A 14,294-nucleotide genomic window follows, 5' to 3' on the forward strand; every position below is an offset into this window, starting at 1 on the left:
CGTGGCTGACGGATCGTCCGACCAGCCCAGATACGCGCCGCAGTTGCCGCAGAAGTCGTCCCCGGCGCTGTTGGACGCCCCGCACGCGGGACATGCGCGCATGGCGTCACCTCCCTTCGTCGGCGGGTGGGCCGGGCAGGACCTCCACCCGGCAGCCGGTGTGCACCGGGCACATGGCCCGGACGATCTCGCGGACCCGGTGCACGTCCACCGGAGCCTCGCGGTCCGGCCACACCCGGACCAGCGGTTCGCCCAGGGGCTCGGGCGGCAGGTCGGTGCCCGCGGTGCTCGACCACCGCGAGCCGCCCTCGTTCGTCACCTCGGCGTGCACGCCGAGTGCGAGGTGCAGGGCCTCGACCAGGCCGCGCCCGGTGCCGCGCCACCGGTGCAGTTCCACCGCGCGGACGACCGCCTCGCGGCGCAGCTCCACGGGCCACTGCGGGTCGTCGTGGGCACCCACCCACGACGCCAGCCAGGCCAGGAAGTCCGTCGGGGCCACCCGGGGGTCGAGGTAGGCGGGCAGGTTATCGAGGGTCGCGAACACCGGGGCCAGGACCGTGTCGAGGCCCGCGGTGAAACGCTGCGCGAAGTCGTCGTCGGCGTACAGGGCGGGCAGTTGCCCGCCGATCGGGTAGCGGCTCGGCAGTCCGGCCACGGCGGCCCGGCTCATCGCCGCGCCTCCGGCTCGACGGCCGTGACGACCACCTGGTGCTGGTGGGAGAAGACCAGCGCGCCCGCGGCCACGTCGACGCGGTCCGCCGGAGCGCCGCGCCGCCCTGTGATCGGGTCGGCGGGGAACAGCCGGATCTCCTCGATCAGCGCGTTGCCGGTGGCGCGTTGCAGCACGCCGAACACCTCCCCGTACTGCACCGGCCGCCCGAACGGCCATCCGGTGCCGTCCGGGCCGCCGTGCAGCGGGTTGAGGTGCCGGAACAGCGCGGCGAGCGCCGCGTCGCGCACCCGGTCGGTGTCGCCCGGCGCCGCCGCGAGCCGGGCCACCACGGTGACGCCCTGGTAGACCGGCGGCTCGACGACGAGGCGGGTGCCGATCAGGCGTCGCTCGTCGAGGCTCGCGGTGATCGCCTGGAGCACCTGGTCGGAAGGGATCAGCTGCTCGAAGCGGAGCCGGTCGTCGCCCTCGTCGGCCACCGCGTCCGGCACCACCAGGACCCGCACCGCGCCCGCGCCGCCCTCCGCGGCGGGCAGACAGCGCACCCGGCGCACCGAGGGCGCCGCCTGGCGGCCGATGACCTCGTAGTCCTCGGCGGTCACCGCGCGCTCCTGCATCCGCAGCGCGTCCGGTGCCCGCAGCTTGGCGTTGTCGAGGGTCTCGCCGGCGACGCCGCCGCGCGCCGCCTCCCGGTTGGTGACCTGGGCGACGTACGGAACGGAGCTGAGCAGCACGGAGATCGCGCCGCGCGCGACGTTGCCCGCCGGGCCGCCGCCGGTGCGGTAGCGGGTCACCCGGATCTGGGCGCCCTTGGGCGGTACGGCGCCGCACTGGCGCAGCGTGCCGTCGGGCTCACGCAGTACCGGCGGGAAGCCGAACTCGCCATGGGTGGCGTCCACGCGGACGTGCCGGTCGTCGGGCCCGGAGCGGCCGAAGTGCTCGACCACCTCCCAGCGTTGCCATCCCTCGGCCGAGGACACCTCGACCACGGGAGGCTCGCCGTCGAGGAGGACGGGCGGGCGGCCGAGCCGGAACGTCTGGCCCGCGACGCCCTCCGAGGTGCCGAGCGGTACGTCGGTCACGGTCTCGGCGTGCTCCACGGACATGGTGCCGCCCACGGTGAACACCGCCGCCTCGCGCACCGTCGGGGACTCCGAGTAGAACGGCTGGCCCGGCTCCGCCTCGGTGACGCGGCAGCGCAGCCAGCCGGCCCGGGTGCCGCCGATCACCGACGCCGTGTGTCCGGCCGGTACGTACACGATGACCTCACCGGGCCGGTTCAGGCCGCCGGTGGTGTCCTCGCCCGTCTCGCACACCCGCCAGCCACCGCCGTCCCACGCCTCCCACACGAGCGGGGGCTGGCGTGGGTCCACGCCGACGCCCTCGACACGGCTGTCCAGGTGCACCGCGACGACGCACCGCGGCACCGCCGTCGGCAGGCCGAACAGCAGCGCGTCGCCCGGCTCCGGTGTCGCCTGGAAGCACGGCACGTCGCCGCCCTCGGTGACCTCCCTGGTCCGGTCGGTCTGCTCGCCGGTCCGGGGCGCGGTCACCAGACGCGTCAACTCGCTGGGCACGATGCGCAGTTCGTCCGTGGTCGCGAACACCACGGGCTCGTCGCTCTCGCCGCGCGCGGTCGTCACCTCGGTGCCCGCGGGCAGCGCCACCGTGTCGGGCTGCGGCGCCGACAGCCAGAAGTCGACCTCGGCGCCGGCCGCGGCCGGCGGGAACAGGCGGATGTCCAACAGGTCGAGGAACGCGGTGTAGTTCTTGTCCGGGACCCGGTTCAGCCGGTACAGCAGCTGGTCCACGAGATAGGCGAACGTCTCGATCAGGGTGACGCCCGGGTCGGACACGTTGTGGTCGGTCCACTCCGGGGCGCGCTGCTGCACGTACCGCTTCGCCTCGTCGACGAGTTGCTGGAACCGGCGGTCGTCCAGGTTGGGGGAGGGCAGGGCCATCAGTCGGTGACCAGTTCCTCGATCCCCTCCTCGGAGGGGATCGTGTAGAAGGGAAAGACCAGGTTGCGCCGGTCGTTGGTGGAACGCAGGGTGTAGTGCACGTCGATGTAGAGGGTGCCGTCCTCGATCGCGTCGAAGGCGACCACCACGTCGTCCACGGCGATGCGCGGCTCCCACCGTTCCAGGGCCTCGCGCACCTGCTGCCCGATACGTCCGGCGGTGGCGCCGTCGCCGGGGGCGAAGACGTAGTCGTGGATGCCGCAGCCGAACTCGGGGCGCATCGGGCGCTCGCCGGGTGCCGTGCCGAGCACCAGGCGGATCGCCTCCTCGATCTCCTGCTCCCGTTCGACCATGCCGATGCCGCCGGTCGGCCCGACCCGCAGCGGGAACGCCCAGCCGCGCCCGATGAACCGTTCGCTCATCACACGCCCCCGATCAGGACGTTCATGGCACCGGTCACGATCTGCGCACCGCACGTCGTCTGGTCGCGCGCGCGTGCGGCCGGCAGCCCGCCGACGAGGACCACGCCCGCGGTGACCGCGGCCGGGTTGGGCATGATCACGTTGCCCGGTCCCAGGGCCAGGTGCGGGGGCATGGCACAGGTGTGCACGCTGCCCACGACGGCGGCGGGGCGGCCGCCGATCAGTACGCTCGCCACCTTCAGAGCCGCGCCGGGCGGCGGGGTGGCGATGACACCGCCGTGGCTGGTGGGGTCACCGGTACGGGCTGCGGCTGGCATGCGGTGCTCCTTCGGGAACGTCAGGGGGTGGGAGGAAGGCGGCGGACAGCGGTCAAGGGGCAGGACTCGGCGATCAGTTGATTCGGATGAGCTTGGCCTTGAGGATGCCGAGCAGACCGCCGTCGACGGTGACGTTCGACGTGCCGTTGACGCTCACGGTGCGGCCGCCGATCTTCACCCCGACCCTGCCGTTGATGTCCACATTCCGGCCCGACACGCTCACGTTGCCCTGTCGTGCGTCCAGGGTGATGCCCTTCTTGTCGAGGAGGACGGAGGAGAGGGGTTTCGTCCCGCCCTTCGCGGCGTACACCGTCAGCTCGATACGGTCCCGCCGGCTGTCGAGGAACACTTCGAGGCGCTCGTCGGCGGACATGAGCCGGACGCCGGACCGGCCCGGAGCCCGCGCGTCGAGCAGCTCGACCCGGTGTCCCGAACGCGACACGAAGGAACGGCGGTTGACCTTCCCGGTGGTCTTGTCGATCAGCGGGATGTCGTGCGGCGACGGCTTGTCCACGCCGTTGTAGAGCCCTCCGATGACGTACGGGCTGTCCAGCAGGCCCTGTTCGAAGCCCACCAGGACCTCGTCGTTGACCTCCGGACTCACCACTCCCCCGCCGCCCTTGCCGCCCCACTGCACGGTGCGCACCCAGTCGGTGACGTACGTGTCGTCCAGCCAGGGAAACTTCAGCCGCACCCCACCGCTCTGGGCGCCGCCCGGCTCGCGTACGTCCGTCACCACGCCGATCGCCAGCCCCGGCATGCGCGGGTCGCGGCCGGGCGCGCCCGCCCCGGTCGCCAGGCCCGTCAGAGAGCGGTCCGGGCTGGCACCGACCCACACCGTCGTCCGGTACCCGCCGTGCGGCTCCAGGACGTGCTGCACCGCCGTCGCCGTGTACTTGCCGGAGAACGCCTGCCCGACGTTGCCGAGCGCCACGGGCTTGCCCGCCCGCAGCCGCGGGTTGCCCTCGGCCAGCACCTCCAACTCGCCGAACCCGGCGCTTACTTGACCGGCCACGGCGTCGGCGACCGCGGTCGTCTCGGCCTGGGTGCGGTACGGGGTGTCCGTGACGGTCAGCTTCGCCGACTTGCCGAACCGGGCGGCGGCGAGCGCCGGGCTCAGGCCCGGCACCACCGTGTCGCTGTTCACCGACGGCTTGCGGGCCACCAGCGGCTTCTTGGTGGTGACGTCCCAGCCGCGCACCTCCACCTGCGAGGCCCCGTCCGCGGCCGACAGGGAGGCCCGTATCGCCAGCAGGTTCTCCCCGTACTCCAGCACCATCGGGTTCCGCGTGGCCGAGGTCGAAGGGGCGGGCGCGCCGGACGCCTTCTCGGGCTTGGTGAACTGGAGCACGCCCTTGTCGTCGACGCGCACCAGCGCGCCGCTCTCGCCCGCCAGGAACTGCAGGAAGTCCCAGTCGGACACGTTCGCCTGCGAGAGCTGCTTGTAGGTGACCGGCGCGGCCTGCACGGTCCCGCAGGTCAGCCCGGCCCCGGCGGCGACCTTGCGGACGATCGCCGACGCCGTCATGTTCCGGTACGCCACCACCTTCCGCCCCCGCTGGAGACGGTGCGCCTTGGAGTAGGCGCGCACCACGGTGAACGAACCCGTGCTGTCCCGGTCCAGCTCCATGGCCGTCACCTCGCCGTTGAACAGCCGCTCGCGCGCCTGCCCGGACACGGTGACCACCGACACCTTGAGCGGGGTGCCGATGGTGATGCCGGTCTTCTGCAGGAACTCGTGGTCGGGGTCGCGGAAGGTGAGCACCGCCGCGTCGGGCAGGCCCACGTTCTCGTCCACCACGCAGCTCACCATCTGGGCGGCCCAGTTCGGCGGAAGTTCGCCGGGCGCCTCCACGACGGGGTCGGCCGCGAACAACCGGCCGCCCCGTGCCCCGGGTGTGGTCACCGCTCCTCCTCAGCACCCGCGTCACGCAGCCCCGGCACCACCAGTTCGGTGCCGGGTACGAGCGCCATGGGGTCGTCTATGCCGTTCGCCTCCGCGATGGCCCGCCAGGCCGTCGCGTCGCCGTACTCCCGCCAGGCCAGCAGGGCCAGGCTGTCGCCCGCCACGACGATGTGCGTGCTGTGGGCGGTGCGCGCGCCGGACGTCGGGTTCTGGCCCGGCGGGTCGACGCTCGCTTCCTCGATGGACAGCGCGCAGGTGGCCCGCAGCGGCTTGCCGTCCACGTCGAACAGCGTGTACGACACCGACAGGCTGGAGAGCACCCCGTCGAACGAGGTCGTCCGCGCGCTGCCCCACTCGAACCGCACCCACGGGCTGGCCGGCTTCTTGCGGGCCAGGCTGGCCTTGGTCGGCACGCACCCCTTCATCAGCTTCTCCACCGCCCGCTCCACGGAGTCGCTGTGGGTGGCGGTGGCATCCAGGAACACCTCGAGGCTCAGCGTGCGCGGGCCGCTGCCGACGAACTCGGGCAGCGCCGACTGCCCCGCCATCCGGGACGGGGTGCGCCGCCACTCGGTGGTCTTGCTCAACTGCAGCGTGGAGGGGTTGAACTGGAGGTTGAGCTGCGTGATCGTCGCGCCGGGCTTCGCCCCGACCGAGGCCGGAGGCTCCTTCAGGGTCAGCTGGGCCCTGGTCCGACTGGAGCGGAGCGCTGGGGACATGTCGGGACCTCCTTTCCGGGGGCGTGGGCGTGGAGCGCGGGGGCGGGTGGGAGCAGCGGGTGACGGTGGGTCAGGACGGGCGCAGTCCCTGGTGGGCGATCTCCAGGGTCTCCACCGCCGCCTGCGAGTTGGCCGGGTCGAAGGAGGGCCCCTGCCAGCGCACCGGAACGATCCCGGACACCTGCCAGCTGATGATCCGGGTCAGGTCCGGTTTCAGCGCCACGATCTCGCCGTCCTTGGGCTCCACCCGCTTCAGCGTCTGGTCGAGCCAGCGGGCGATCTTCGCCGTGTCGGCGGTGACCGGCCGGGTGAGGGTGATGTTCGACCAGGTGACGCGGCCGGGCAGTTGCCAGGTGAAGCCGTTGTTGCCGCCCTCGGCGTAGCTCTCCATCTCGACCTCGGCGCCCATACCCGAGCAGGTGTGGAAGGCGCCCAGGTCGTTGCCGCCGATGGCGAGCCGGAAGAACACGCTCGTGGCGAAGATGTTGTCGGTCATGCGTCCGTCATCCGTTCCTTGCGCTCACGTTCTTGGCGCTCACATTCCTTGTGCTCACGTTCCACACCCTCAGCGGCGTCCGTCGTAGGGGCGGCCCGTGCGTTCCCGGCCGCGCCGCAGCTCGGTGCGGAGCAGCCGGGCCATCGGGTCGAGCAGGCGGCGCGCGAGGTCGTCCAGGTCGATGCCGGGGTCCTTCGGTGTCGTCTCGGCGCGCCGGTTCGTCGTCCTGCCGGAGGCGGACGACGTGGAGGACGACTGCGAACCGCCGTGCGCCGGGGCTGTCCTCGTCCGGTCGCCCATCAGCAGGCCGGCGGAGGACGACATGGCGGACGACCGCGAACCGCCGTCCTTCGGCGCGGCCTTCGTCGTCGCACCCATGAGCAGGCCCGCACCGGTGGTGTCGGAGATGTCGCGCTGCACCGGGGTCGCGTTCCGATCTCTCCCGCCGGTCACCGGAAGGACCACGGGGACGGGCTGCGCCGGTGCCGGGGCGTTCGCCGGGCGGTTCGCGAGCGGCGGCGCCTGCGGGGCGGTGACCGGCAGGGACCGGGCCGGGACCACGGAGGCCGCGCCGACCGGTCCCTGTCCCGGCGGTGCGGGCCGGACGACCGGGACACGCTGGACGACGCCCGGGGAGCCGGCCGCACCAGCCCCTCGTACGCCCGAGTCGTCCCGCCCGGCGGGCGGCGCGGCGGGCGGCGCGGCCACGGTCCGCCCGCCGCGCGGCATTGCCGGGTCGACCGGGGACCGGCCCGGCGTCGGACGCGCGAGGTCGCTCTGCGGGGCGGCCGGTACGCCCGGCCAGCGCGCCGCCACTACGGGACGGCCGCCGGAGCGGGCGGCGGCGGGCGGTGCCGCGCCTGCCGAGGCCCGGGTGCTCAGCACGAGCGGGCGTGCCGGAAGCAGTTGGAGGGTGCGGGGTGCCGCCGTGGCGGAGGGCACTGCCGGGCGGGTGACGGTGAGCGGCGGCGCGTTGTGCGGCTGGGCGCCCCCGGTCGCCCCGGCCACGGCATGGGCGACGACGACCGGGGGCGGAGAGGTGGGATGTGGGGGCCGGTGCCCGCCGGATGACGCTTGACCGGCGAACCTCGCAGCGGCCGGTCGTACGTCTCCTGCCGGGCCGTCCGGGCTTACGGCAGCCGGGGGTGCCGTGGGCGCGGACGGCGTCACCAGTGGCGTGGCGGGCCCGGTTCCGTGGTCCGTTGCGCCCCCGGCGGAGGAGTCGTCCGCGAGACGGCGCTGGACGTCGGCCGTCCCCAGCAGCGGCGCGTCCGTGGGAGCCGCCGCGGTAGGCGTCCGGTCGCCGACCGTCGTGGGCGGCAAAGGAGTTGCCGGGGACTTCCGGTCCTGATGCGTTGGGGCTCGCTGGACGTCCGGGGCGGCAGCGGTGCCCGAAGAGCTGACACCGGGCACATCGGCACTCGGCGGCAGTCCGGACAGCGGTGCTCCCAGACCACCGCGTACACGGGCGCCGCCCGGGGCGCCGTGGGCCGTTCTCTTCGCGCCGCCGACGTCATGCGGGCGCGGTGTGCCGGCTGTGTCGGCTGTGTCGGCTGTGTCGGCCGCCTGGCGTTGGACGACGGGCAGCGTCGGACCGGGCGTCGGACCGGACGCGGGGGTGGGAGCGGGGGTGGTGGATGCGGTGGCGCCGGACAACTCGGCGCTGAGCGGCAGCGCGGACAACGGTGCGCCCAGGCCGCCGCGCACGCGGGCGCCGTCCGCGGTCCCCCGCGCACCGCTTGCGTGCGAGGGCGGGGGCGGGGGCGGGGGGTCGGCCGTGTCGTCCGCCTGGCGTTGGACGACGGGCAGCGTCGGACCGGGCGTCGGACCCGGCGCAGGGGTGGGAGCGGGGGTAGGAGCGGGAGTGGCCGCGTCGGCCGGGCCCGCACTCGCCGACAGCGGCGCACCCGGACCACCGAGCACCTCCGAACCCTCAGCCTGACGCTGGACGACCGGAAGCTCCGGGCCGGATGCGGCGTGCGGGGCCCGGGTGTCCTCCGCCAACGGTGCGGCGGTGGAGGGCAGTTCACCCGCGGGGGCGCCGAGGGGCGCGCGGCTTGACTCGCCCGTGGCGGCGCGCTGAACGGGGGCGGCGGTGCCGATGTCGGATGCCGGAGTGGCGGCGGGCCGCAGGGCGCGGACGCGGCGCACCGGGCCGGCCGTACCCCGGGCGGCAGTCAGGGAAGGCCCCACCGGGAGGGGCCGGACGGCGGGGCGGGATGCCTCCGCCGGTCCGCCGTCCGGAGCGGGCTGTGCCGCGGTGCGCTGGACGGCGGCCGGGCCGGAAGGTGTACGGCCCTCGGGAGCGGACAGTGCCGCCGACGCCGGCCGGGTCACGCCCCCGCCTGCGGTTGCATCTGCGACCGGGAGCACGGACACACGTCGTACCAGAGGAATCGCCGCAGCGGCGGGCGTCCGGCGGCCAGTGTCGGCGGGTGTCACGACCGGCTCGGTGCCAGGACGCGCGGCTCGTTGGACGGGCACGGACGACGGGGAGAGCGTGGCGGGGGAATCAGCGGACGTGAGGCCACGGGATTGTGCGGAGCCGTCCGAACTCCCCTTGCCCGCAACGTTGTTGTCCCCGGAGCGCGCGTCCGCCGCTCGGGCCGCTCCGGTGCCGTCGGAGCCGCTGCGGACAGGCTGCGCGGCGACGGGCGTCGGGTTCCCGGCGTCCGGCGCACCGTCCGCCTCGCCGCCCACCCCCTCCGGGCGCAGCGCCCGGAGCAGCAGTGGACCCCCGCCGGCACGGGTGGCCTGCGGGGTGGCCGGGCGGGCGACGCCGCGCACCAGACCGGTCGGGGCGGCGGACAGCACCGCGTGGCCGAGACCGGAGTCGAACGACGGGTTCTGCCAGGCGGCGAGGCCCGCCCGGAAGACGAGCCCGTCGCTCACGCCGAGCGGGGCGCGCGCCACGGTGAGCTGCGGCGGTGCGGTGCGACGCCAGCCGCCGTCCCAGTCACCGGGCACGGAGGGACCCCGGCCGCCGGGCACCGCGCGGCCGGAACCGTCGCCGGACGTGCCCCGGTCCGGGCCGTCGCCGGACGGACCGTTCGCCGCGGCGTCGGCGCGCTCCGTACGCCCGCGGGGTGCGGCGTCCGACGCGGTGGCCCGGCGGCGCAACCTGTCCCGCCATGCCATGCGCTCAACCGCCTTCGTTCACGCGGGTGTTGATACGGGCGATCTCGGCGACCCATTCCCGGCGTTCGCCATGGGTGAGGTCGAGGATCTCCTCGCGCTGCCAGTGGAAGTGGTAGGCGATGTACGCGATCTCCTCCCGGAGCCGGGGAAGGGCGTACGTCACGATTCCCCCAGGCGCCCACCCGAGAGGTCGACCTCGAAGCCACCCTCGCAGTGCGGGCAGGTCACGGCGGCGCGGGTGTGGCCCTCACTGTTGACCCGGCGGTAGAAGTCCTGGAGGAACGCGACGTCGGTGGCGTACATCCGCTCCACGACCCCGGCGTGCACATCGGTGATGGCACCGATCCGGGTGATCACCTGGCTCAGCAGCACCACGCTCAGGTACGCCGGGTTCTCCTTGACGCGCAGGTCGATCTGGGGCCGGAGTTCGTCCCGGGCGGTGGCCAGCCGCATCGAGCCGTGCCGGTGCACGGTGCCCTCGTCGTCCACGTACCCGCGCGGCAGCTCGAACTCGAACTCGGTGCGCAGCCCGTGGTCCTCCCGGCGGGGCGGGGCGGCGGCCGGGGTGGCCGCCGCCTGCTCCGGCACCTGGGTGGGCGCGGTCGCCTGGAGGATCTCGTCCAGGTTGCCCGCGGTGACCGTACGGCGCCTCATTCGACGACGATCTCCTCGAACGTGATCGTGACGGACTCGGTGGCCGGGGCGGACTCGCCCGCCTTCAGGGAGGGGCCCTCCCACTTGGAGGCCCAGCCCTGCATCAGCTGGATGCGGCGGACCGTGTTGCCCTCGGTGTCCTTGATCTCGATGGTGAGGTTCTGCCGCGCGGTGTTGACGGCCCCGTTGTTCAGGGTCTCCTTGATCCACTTGGTGAACTCGCTGCTCTGGTCCAGGCCCCGGGTGATCGTGATCTCACCGGCCTGCCGGGCGCCGGGCTGCTTGCGGATGATCTGCTTGCCCTCGGCGCTGACCTGCTTGACCTCGACGACCTCCTCCTCGACGGTCAGCCCGCTGATCTCCTGGATCGACTCGACCAGGTAACCACCGAGTTGCACGCCGAAGACGTGGGTGGATAGAGCATCGCCCGTTGCCATGACTGTCTGTCACCTTTCCTTACGGGTCTGTTTCTCTGCTTCTTTACTGACCCGTGGTCACTCGTCGATGAGGCTGGTGGTGTCGGAGAACTGGGCCAGCCGGAACACCACGAACTCCGCGGGCTTGACCGGCGAGACGCCGATCTCACAGACGACCCGGCCCTGGTCGATGGATTCCTGCGGGTTGTTGTCGCGGTCGCACTTCACGTAGAACGCCTCTTCGGCGGTGCGGCCGAACAGCGCTCCGCGGCGCCACTCCTCGGTGAGGAACGCGGTGACATTGCGCCGGATGCTGGACCACAGCCGGTCGTCGTTCGGCTCGAAGACCACCCACTGGGTGCCCAACAGGATGGATTCTTCAAGGTAGTTGAACAGACGGCGCACGTTCAGGTAACGCCAGGCCGGGTCGGAGGAGAGGGTGCGGGCGCCCCAGATCCGGATGCCCCGGCCGGGGAAGGCCCGTACGCAGTTCACGCCGATCGGGTTCAGCAGGTCCTGCTCGCCCTTGCTGAGCCGGACCTCCAGGTCCACCGCGCCGCGGATCACCTCGTTGGCGGGCGCCTTGTGCACGCCGCGCTCGGCGTCGCTGCGCGCCCACACACCGGCGATGTGACCGCTCGGCGGAACGGTGGTGTTGTGACCCGAGGCCGGGTCGAAGACCCGCACCCACGGGTAGTAGAGGGTGGCGTAGCGGGAGTCGTAGCCCGCCTCGTCGTTGCGCCAGGTGCGCACCTGCTGGGCGGAGAGCCCGGGCGGGGTGTCCAGGACGGCCACCCGGTCGCCCATCTGCTCGCAGTGCGAGATGACGGCGAGCTGCACGGTGCGTACGCCCTCGGCGTCGATGTCGCCGCGCTGGTGGGCGCTCATCAGGTCCGGCACCGCGACCATGGTGATCTCGTCGATGGTCTCCAGGCCGGCGAACCCGGTGCGGGCCGCGGCGTCACCGACGTACTCGGCGGGGTCGAGACGGACCACTTCGCCGGAGCCGTTCGCGGCGGGCGCGCCCGGGGCGTCGGCGAGCGCCACGGTCTGGGCGGCGGGCTTGCTCTGGGTGGCGCCCCGCTGCTCGGTGACCTCGATCAGCTTGGAGGCGCGGGCCTGGGTGACCAGATAGCCCTTGACGTTCTTGCGGGTGGAGGCCTCGTACGTCTCCGCCACCTGCTCGCCCTGCCGGACCAGGAGCTTGAAGCGGTCCTCCGGCGGGTTCTCGCCGTCCACGTCGGTGATCTCCACCGACACGCCGGACACGCCGGGCCTGGCCGCGAGCAGGAAGCCGCCGAGCTCCGCCGGCTTCGCCTGCCGGGCACCGTTGGTGGTTGGGCCGGAGGCGGCCCCGGCCTCGGCGGAGCCGCCGATGCGCACCACGTACGCGGCGCCGCCGCCGTTGGAGAAGTAGCCGTAGACAGAGTGGGCAAGGTAGGTGCCCTCGGTGAAACCGCCGAACGTCTGGCTGTACTGGTCCCAGCTGGTGACGAGCGTCGGCGTGTGGAACGGCCCGCGCTCGGCGAACCCCACGAACGCGGCGACGGCGGTGCCGACCCCCTCGATCGGTCGGGCACCGGACTGCACCTCCTCCACGTACACGCCCGGGGTGAGGTACGTCGGCATGCTTGCTCCTTCACGTCCTTGCGGGTCACCTGTGTCCAGGGCGAGTCTGCGCGGCGGCTGCGCCGGGCGGCAGGGACGTACGGACCTGAACGGGGGCAGGACCCCTGCCTTTCCGGACTCCCCGCACCTGCCGTCCGGACGCCACCCGCCGTTGCCCTCGTACTGCCCGCGCGGACCTGGACGCCCCCTCGGCCCGTCCGGTCCACTGGGGGCAGCGGCAGGCGTGACGAGGAGGCAGCAGGATGCAGACGTCCAGGCAGCGCACCGAGGGCGCCGAGGCCCGGCAGCCGGCGCGAGGTCAGGCCGCCGCCCGACGGGAGACCTCCGGGGGCGGTGCCGCCCTGCCGCCCCCGCTCACCGCCGCCGCGCTCGGTGCCGTGCAGCGGAGCGCGGGCAACGCCGCCGCGGCCGGCATGATCGCCCGCCGGGCCCGCACCGCGCCCGCCCCGGAACGGGCCGACACCGGTGTCGGCGAGGTGCTGGGATCGGGCGGAAAGCCGCTGCCCGGGCCGGTGCGCCAGGAGATGGAAACCCGGATCGGCGCCGACTTCTCCGACGTACGGCTGCACACGGGCGCCGCCGCGGCCCGCTCGGCCCGCGCCATCGGAGCCCGCGCGTACACCTCCGGCAGCCATGTGGTGATCGGGGACGGCGGGCGCGACAAGCACACCCTCGCCCACGAACTCACGCACGTCGTCCAGCAGCGTCAGGGCCCGGTCTCGGGCACCGACCACGGCGACGGGCTCAAGGTCTCCGATCCGTCCGACACGTTCGAACGAGCCGCCGAGGCCAACGCACGCCGGGTCATGTCCGGGCCGGTGCCGGACGTGCAGCGCAGGCCGGCGGCGGGGCCGGACGGGACGGCAGGGGCGGCGGGCGCGGCGGGCGCGGACATGGTGCAGCGGGCCAGCACCACCACGCTGGAGAACGCGGTCGTGACGCACTACAACCCCAGCAAGCCGACCGCAGAGGCCGCGCGGGACCTGCCCATCCAGCGCCCCCAGGAGGTGACCGGCCCCATCAACCCGACGGGCACGGCCGGCCGGGCGGCGGCGCCGAACCCTATCGCGGTCAAGAAGCTCCACACGGCCTACAAGGACAAGATGGGCAAGAAGGGGGCACCCACCGAGGCGCAGGTGTGGAAGGACCTGTTCGGCGGGGCGGGCTTCGACCGCGGCCACGTCATGGGACTGGAGGTGGGCGGAACCGATGTCACACAGAACATCGTCCCCCAGTGGTCCCTGAACCAGGGCACCGGCATGTGGCGCCGGATCGAGCAGGCGCTGACGGGGGTGGCCCAGGGCAACCTCCGATTCGAGGTGAACTACGCGACAGGGCGGGGCAGTCACCACCGGGTGATGATTCCGGTCAGCATCGACATCTTCCTCGACAACGTCTCCTACCGGACGTGGCAGAACGAACCCGACTCCAACGACCTGATGAGGGTGGGCCGGGACCCGAGCGACGCGGCGCAGTACTACACGGAGGCGAAGGACGCGCTGAACGGCGTCACGACGCTGACCGAGGACCAGATGCAGAACTTCGCCCTGGCGGCGCTGTCCGAGGACAAGGCCACCTTCCTCGCCTACGAGGACTACGAGGAGAGCGCCGCCCAGGGCCAGAACCCCGGTGCCAGCACCTCCGCCGCCCACCGGCAGGGCATGACCCGCAGCGACTTCCCCAAGGAGCGCCGGGACAAGCTGATCACCTCGTACATCACCGCGGGCTGGGTGACCAGGAACGGCACCGGTCCCACCGCGACCTACACCCTGGACGACGTCCCGGCTCCCGCACCCGACAGCGACATGAGTTCGAGTTCCAGCAGCGAGTCCGACGTCGAGATGTCCGACGGCTCCCAACTCCCGTCGCCCGGACAGCCGTTCGCCACCATCCAGTACGGCTCGCAGGGCACCAGCTCCGACGAGGACTACGACGACCGGATGTCCACCGGCTCCTGACTCCTGAC

Annotated in this window: 13 protein-coding genes; 1 reads left to right on the plus strand and 12 read right to left on the minus strand. The window is 73.3% G+C overall.

Annotated features, from left to right (window positions below; translation table 11 throughout):
* Positions 1 to 106: 106 nt before the first annotated feature.
* The 12 genes from AB5J56_RS17085 to AB5J56_RS17140 form a co-directional block, all read right to left on the minus strand.
* The gene (locus AB5J56_RS17085; RefSeq protein WP_369233596.1) at positions 107 to 670 is read right to left on the minus strand and encodes a phage tail protein; all 564 of its coding nucleotides are present in this window, start codon (positions 668 to 670) and stop codon (positions 107 to 109) included.
* Entirely contained in the window at positions 667 to 2,631 is a 1,965-nt protein-coding gene (locus AB5J56_RS17090) for a putative baseplate assembly protein (RefSeq protein WP_369233597.1), read from the minus strand. The genes AB5J56_RS17085 and AB5J56_RS17090 overlap by 4 nt, the downstream gene beginning before the upstream one ends.
* A complete protein-coding gene (locus AB5J56_RS17095; protein ID WP_369233598.1) occupies positions 2,631 to 3,053 on the minus strand; it encodes a GPW/gp25 family protein in 423 nt (140 codons plus the stop codon). The genes AB5J56_RS17090 and AB5J56_RS17095 overlap by 1 nt, the downstream gene beginning before the upstream one ends.
* Complete coding sequence (locus AB5J56_RS17100; RefSeq protein ID WP_369233599.1) at positions 3,053 to 3,370, minus strand: PAAR domain-containing protein; 318 nt, start codon at positions 3,368 to 3,370, stop codon at positions 3,053 to 3,055. The genes AB5J56_RS17095 and AB5J56_RS17100 overlap by 1 nt, the downstream gene beginning before the upstream one ends.
* Positions 3,371 to 3,443: 73 nt before the next feature.
* A complete protein-coding gene (locus tag AB5J56_RS17105; protein WP_369233600.1) occupies positions 3,444 to 5,276 on the minus strand; it encodes a VgrG-related protein in 1,833 nt (610 codons plus the stop codon).
* The gene (locus AB5J56_RS17110) at positions 5,273 to 5,995 is read right to left on the minus strand and encodes a LysM peptidoglycan-binding domain-containing protein (protein ID WP_369233601.1); all 723 of its coding nucleotides are present in this window, start codon (positions 5,993 to 5,995) and stop codon (positions 5,273 to 5,275) included. The genes AB5J56_RS17105 and AB5J56_RS17110 overlap by 4 nt, the downstream gene beginning before the upstream one ends.
* Before the next feature lie 70 nt (positions 5,996 to 6,065).
* Positions 6,066 to 6,491: a phage tail protein gene (locus tag AB5J56_RS17115; protein ID WP_369233602.1), complete on the minus strand. Its 426-nt coding sequence runs from the start codon at positions 6,489 to 6,491 to the stop codon at positions 6,066 to 6,068.
* Between the two features lie 69 nt (positions 6,492 to 6,560).
* A complete protein-coding gene (locus tag AB5J56_RS17120) occupies positions 6,561 to 9,629 on the minus strand; it encodes a hypothetical protein (RefSeq protein ID WP_369233603.1) in 3,069 nt (1,022 codons plus the stop codon).
* A 4-nt stretch (positions 9,630 to 9,633) separates the two neighbouring features.
* Positions 9,634 to 9,792, minus strand: coding sequence for a DUF6760 family protein (locus AB5J56_RS17125; RefSeq protein ID WP_369233604.1), 159 nt, complete (start codon positions 9,790 to 9,792; stop codon positions 9,634 to 9,636).
* Positions 9,789 to 10,283, minus strand: a complete 495-nt coding sequence (locus AB5J56_RS17130) for a hypothetical protein (protein ID WP_369233605.1) — start codon at positions 10,281 to 10,283, stop codon at positions 9,789 to 9,791. The genes AB5J56_RS17125 and AB5J56_RS17130 overlap by 4 nt, the downstream gene beginning before the upstream one ends.
* Positions 10,280 to 10,720, minus strand: a complete 441-nt coding sequence (locus tag AB5J56_RS17135) for a phage tail protein (protein ID WP_020938519.1) — start codon at positions 10,718 to 10,720, stop codon at positions 10,280 to 10,282. Before AB5J56_RS17135 ends, AB5J56_RS17130 begins: the two co-directional genes overlap by 4 nt.
* A gap of 57 nt (positions 10,721 to 10,777) precedes the next feature.
* Positions 10,778 to 12,328: a phage tail sheath family protein gene (locus AB5J56_RS17140; protein ID WP_369233606.1), complete on the minus strand. Its 1,551-nt coding sequence runs from the start codon at positions 12,326 to 12,328 to the stop codon at positions 10,778 to 10,780.
* Between the two features lie 242 nt (positions 12,329 to 12,570).
* Here AB5J56_RS17140 and AB5J56_RS17145 point away from each other — a divergent pair, with 242 nt between their 5' ends.
* Positions 12,571 to 14,286: a DUF4157 domain-containing protein gene (locus AB5J56_RS17145; protein WP_369233607.1), complete on the plus strand. Its 1,716-nt coding sequence runs from the start codon at positions 12,571 to 12,573 to the stop codon at positions 14,284 to 14,286.
* Positions 14,287 to 14,294: the final 8 nt, after the last annotated feature.

Source organism: Streptomyces sp. R21 (assembly GCF_041051975.1).
Classification (GTDB): Bacteria; Actinomycetota; Actinomycetes; order Streptomycetales; family Streptomycetaceae; genus Streptomyces.

What these genes read in the sequence shown, in the direction of transcription:
- AB5J56_RS17115 (WP_369233602.1), bottom strand. Translation starts at nt 6,491, where the DNA reads ATGACCGACAACATCTTCGCCACGAGCGTGTTCTTCCGGCTCGCCATC.
- AB5J56_RS17085 (WP_369233596.1), bottom strand. Translation starts at nt 670, where the DNA reads ATGAGCCGGGCCGCCGTGGCCGGACTGCCGAGCCGCTACCCGATCGGC.
- AB5J56_RS17090 (WP_369233597.1), bottom strand. Translation starts at nt 2,631, where the DNA reads ATGGCCCTGCCCTCCCCCAACCTGGACGACCGCCGGTTCCAGCAACTC.
- AB5J56_RS17135 (WP_020938519.1), bottom strand. Translation starts at nt 10,720, where the DNA reads ATGGCAACGGGCGATGCTCTATCCACCCACGTCTTCGGCGTGCAACTC.
- AB5J56_RS17110 (WP_369233601.1), bottom strand. Translation starts at nt 5,995, where the DNA reads ATGTCCCCAGCGCTCCGCTCCAGTCGGACCAGGGCCCAGCTGACCCTG.
- AB5J56_RS17140 (WP_369233606.1), bottom strand. Translation starts at nt 12,328, where the DNA reads ATGCCGACGTACCTCACCCCGGGCGTGTACGTGGAGGAGGTGCAGTCC.
- AB5J56_RS17100 (WP_369233599.1), bottom strand. Translation starts at nt 3,370, where the DNA reads ATGCCAGCCGCAGCCCGTACCGGTGACCCCACCAGCCACGGCGGTGTC.
- AB5J56_RS17095 (WP_369233598.1), bottom strand. Translation starts at nt 3,053, where the DNA reads ATGAGCGAACGGTTCATCGGGCGCGGCTGGGCGTTCCCGCTGCGGGTC.
- AB5J56_RS17120 (WP_369233603.1), bottom strand. Translation starts at nt 9,629, where the DNA reads ATGGCATGGCGGGACAGGTTGCGCCGCCGGGCCACCGCGTCGGACGCC.
- AB5J56_RS17145 (WP_369233607.1), top strand. Translation starts at nt 12,571, where the DNA reads ATGCAGACGTCCAGGCAGCGCACCGAGGGCGCCGAGGCCCGGCAGCCG.
- AB5J56_RS17130 (WP_369233605.1), bottom strand. Translation starts at nt 10,283, where the DNA reads ATGAGGCGCCGTACGGTCACCGCGGGCAACCTGGACGAGATCCTCCAG.